The sequence below is a fragment of the uncultured Methylobacterium sp. genome (assembly GCF_964251405.1).
Lineage (GTDB): Bacteria > Pseudomonadota > Alphaproteobacteria > Rhizobiales > Beijerinckiaceae > Methylobacterium.
In genome coordinates, this window is the sequence record NZ_CAXUJR010000152.1 from 1 (window position 1) to 3,650 (window position 3,650).

General features: G+C 70.2%; 4 protein-coding genes. 1 reads left to right on the top strand and 3 read right to left on the bottom strand.

Annotation, left to right across the window (positions count from 1 at the left end; translation table 11 throughout):
• Positions 1-1,081, bottom strand: a 1,081-nt coding sequence (locus ACFE7U_RS17400; RefSeq protein ID WP_375410965.1) for a flavin monoamine oxidase family protein, incomplete at its 3' end; no start/stop codon positions are given.
• A 204-nt stretch (positions 1,082-1,285) separates the two neighbouring features.
• On the opposite strand from ACFE7U_RS17400, the gene ACFE7U_RS17405 reads away from it, so the two are divergent.
• Positions 1,286-2,002: a sulfate transporter family protein gene (locus ACFE7U_RS17405; RefSeq protein ID WP_375410966.1), complete on the top strand. Its 717-nt coding sequence runs from the start codon at positions 1,286-1,288 to the stop codon at positions 2,000-2,002.
• 17 nt (positions 2,003-2,019) lie between these two features.
• Here the strand turns inward: ACFE7U_RS17405 and ACFE7U_RS17410 are convergent, their stop codons facing one another.
• Both ACFE7U_RS17410 and ACFE7U_RS17415 read right to left on the bottom strand, forming a co-directional pair.
• Entirely contained in the window at positions 2,020-3,198 is a 1,179-nt protein-coding gene (locus ACFE7U_RS17410) for a complex I NDUFA9 subunit family protein (protein ID WP_375410967.1), read from the bottom strand.
• 108 nt (positions 3,199-3,306) lie between these two features.
• Positions 3,307-3,600, bottom strand: a complete 294-nt coding sequence (locus ACFE7U_RS17415) for a hypothetical protein (RefSeq protein WP_375410968.1) — start codon at positions 3,598-3,600, stop codon at positions 3,307-3,309.
• Between the last annotated feature and the right edge of the window lie 50 nt (positions 3,601-3,650).

Genomic DNA, 3,650 nt, shown 5'->3' on the forward strand with positions numbered 1-3,650 from the left:
GGAGCGCGCGGTCTCCAAAATGCTCGGCGAGCACCGCGCGGACGTAGCGGCGGACTCCGTTCGGTCCGCTCCGCGCCGCGTCGATCTCGGCCGCCGCATGGACGTCGAGCTCGAAGAAGTGGAAGGGCGTGCCGTCGATCCGGGTGAGGAGACCGGGAGGCTTGCGGCGTCCGCCGACCACGCTGGCGAGACGGTCGGACCCGCGGAACGGGCAGGACGGCCAATGCAGAACGGCGTGCTCGTAGATGCCCGTCGAAAAGCCGTCGATCGCCGCGCGGTGGCCCGGCGGCAGGGCAGGCGCGAACAGAGGCGTCTCGCGCAGCACCATCATCGGCACCGTCACGATCACGGCTTTCGCCCGCAGCACGTCCATGCGCTCCGCCTCGATCGCGATGCCGTTGCCGCTCCAGTCGACACGGGTCACGGCGGTCCCGAGTGCGATCGGCAGTCCCTGCGCGAGGCGGGCGAGGTAGCCGCCGTAGCCGCCCGCGATGAAGCGGTTGTCGCCGTATTCCATGCTCGGAAAGTCTTGCAGGGACACCCGGCCCAAGGACTGGCCGGAGACGAGGCCGTGGACGAGCGCCACCCGTTCGCCCCAGGGTCCGAGGCCAGGGGGCAGGGCGCTCGCGGCCGGCCGATCCGGGCCAGGGCGCGCCGCCTGCTCAGTCATGGCCCGGTCGGCCAGGGCGAAGGCACGGCCCAGGGCCGCTTCCTCCGCGGGTCGCGCCCGGCGGCGGCCGACCCAGAGATGGCTCTTCTGAGCCGCGACGCGCAGAGGCTCGCCGCGGGCCTCGCCGAGGCGGACCAGCGGGTTGATCGGGCCGGCATGGAGCCAGTGGCCGCCCAGATCGACGGCGTGGCCGCGCAGCGTCGTCGTCACGAGACGCCCGCCGACCCGGTCGCGGGCCTCCAGCACCGCCACCGACATGCCACGCTCGACGAGACGGCGCGCCGCCCCGATCCCCGCCGCCCCCGCCCCGATCACGACGACATCCGGAGCGGTCGGCAGGGGAGCGAAGCGCGGTGCCACGCTCGGTCGGAACCGGGCGTGTTCGATCGGCGCTGAGCCGGCTGGGATCATCACGGCACTCTTCTCTGGCTATGGACCGGGGGACATCGCCGTCGCCGGGTCAACGGTGGTGGCCGGCGATGAACCTGACCTCCCCGGCTGGAGGTTCTGCGCGACGGCCGCGGAGGTGGCCAGGGTTGTCCCGCACCGAGAACAGCGCCAGATGCCGGGCAGGCGAGGGAGCCCAATGCTCCCCGCATCGAGGATTCGCCATTCATGCTGCTCTCGGCCGCCCTTGCCGCGCTCCGCCAGGTCTTCTCGGCCCCGCTGCGGGCGATCCTGTGGAAATCCCTGGCGCTGACCATCGGCATCCTCGTGGTGATCTGGTTCGCCCTCACGCGGCTCATCGCCTGGTTCCTCGCCAACCATCACCTCTCGGCGGAGTATCCCTTCCTCGACACCCTTGCGTTCTTCTTCGCCGGTGCGGGGCTGTTCGTAGCCCTGGCCTACCTGATGCCGGCGGTCTCGATCCTGGTGGCGGGCTATTTCCTCGACGATGCGGCGGCGATCGTCGAGGCGACCGACTTTCCCGCCGATCCGCCAGGCCAGGCGATGCCGCTCGGCCAAGCCATGCTCTATACCCTGCGCTTCGCCGGGCTGGCGCTGCTCGTCAACCTCGTGGCATTGATCCTGTTCTTCGTCCCGGGCGTGAACCTCGTGGCCTTCTTCGGGGCCAACACCTACCTGCTCGGGCGCGAGTATTTCGAGCTCGCCGCCGCACGATTCCGCGGCCTGCCCGAAGCCGGCGCCATGCGCCGGCACCATTCCCTCACCACGATGAGCGCGGGAGCGATGCTGGCCGGCCTGATGGTGGTGCCGGTGCTGAACCTTCTCACCCCGCTCTTCGGCATCGCCCTCATGGTCCATGTCCACAAGGGTCTCAGCCGGCAGGCGGCGCTCTCCGGGCCGGCGGCCCAGAGGCGCCTTCGATAACGGCTACTTACTGTAGGCTACTTGTCGCGCGTGCCCCAGCGCGCGCCCATCCGGCTCGGCGAGGCGGCATCGGGGCCGATCGCGGGGCCGCTGGCGCGGCCGGGCCGGTGCTGCGAGCCCTCGCCCATCGGCGCGGGCGCCAGCGTGTCCGGGATCTCGGCCATGACCTCGGTCCCGCGGCCGGTGGTGAACTGGCCGGCCTTGCGGAAGCGCCAGAGATAGCCCGGCACCACCGCCTCCATGGCGGTGGGCACGATGCCCAGAGCCTCGATGGTGCGTCCCTCGGACTTCGCGCCTTCCGAGACGACGTTGTCTGTCTGGAGCAGGGTGACTTGGTCGCGAGTGAGCTTCAAGGAATCGGGCAGGAAACCGAGCGTCAGTGTGTCGACGATCTCGAGCATGCGGGCCTGCAGCCGGGCCGCCGGCAAAGGCAGCGAGACCACGGCGCGTTTGCGCATGGTCGTCTCCAGCATGTAGCGCACGAGCGCCTCCAGCGTCCGGATCTCGGGACCGCCGAGCTCGTAGACCTGGCCGCCGGGAACTTGGCCGTCGACGGCGCGGGCCACGGCCTCGGCGACGTCACCCACGAAGACCGGCTGGAAACGGGTCGCGGCGCCTGCGAGCGGCAGCACCGGCAGGGCGCGGGCAAGTCCCGCGAAGCGGTTGAAGAAGCTGTCGCCCGGCCCGAACACGATGGAGGGGCGCAGCACCACGGCATTGGGCCGGGCGGAGAACACCTGCGCCTCGCCGAGCGCCTTCGAGCTGGCGTATTGCGAGGACGAATTCGCGTCGGCGCCGAGCGCCGAGACATGGACGAGGTGCGTCCCGTCCTCGCCCGCCGCCCTGGCGATGGCGCCGGCACCCTCCGATTGGAGCCCGGAGAAGCTCTGGCGCCCGCTCTCCTGCAGGATGCCGACGAGGTTGACCACGATGTCGGCGCCGGCCACCGCCTTGGCGATGGATTGCGGGTAGCGCAGGTTCGCCTGCACGGCGACGATCTGGCCGACCCTGCCGAGCGGTTGAAGGAACAGGGCGAGGTCGGGCCGCCGCACGGCGACGCGGATGCGGTAGCCGCGCTTGGCGAGAGCCCTGACGACGTGCCGGCCGAGGAACCCGGAGCCGCCGAATACCGTCACGAGCTGAGTGGCCGGGCGGGCGAGGGGATCAGCCTGCGGCGGGGTCTCGAAGCCGGTCATCGCCTGTCCTCGACGTCGTTGTTACGGAGGCCTTGAGGCCGGTCGTGGCCTCGCCACGCCCATCTAGGGCATTCCGTCGAGCAGCGAAATCCTGCGGGGCATGCCGTCTCAGGCGAATCTGACGTCGCTGTGCACGAGCGTCAGCGTGGGTCGCCGCTTGCGCCGCGAAAAACTGATCTCGCTCGATCCGGCATCGACCCCCGAGATGCGCACGTGATATCCGAGCTGACGGGCGACATCGCGGGCCTGCTCCACATTGGCCATCGCGACGAGGCGGGTGAACTCGGCCGTCCCCGAGGCGAGCTGAGCAACGAGCAGGCCGATCTCCACGCCCTGATCGAATTCCTCGTCACGACCTGGAAAGCGAAGGCGCAGACCGTCTTCGATGTGAATGTGGCGCATTTCGGATCATCCTCCCGGACACCCGATTTCGCCATGGACTTGGTTAACAG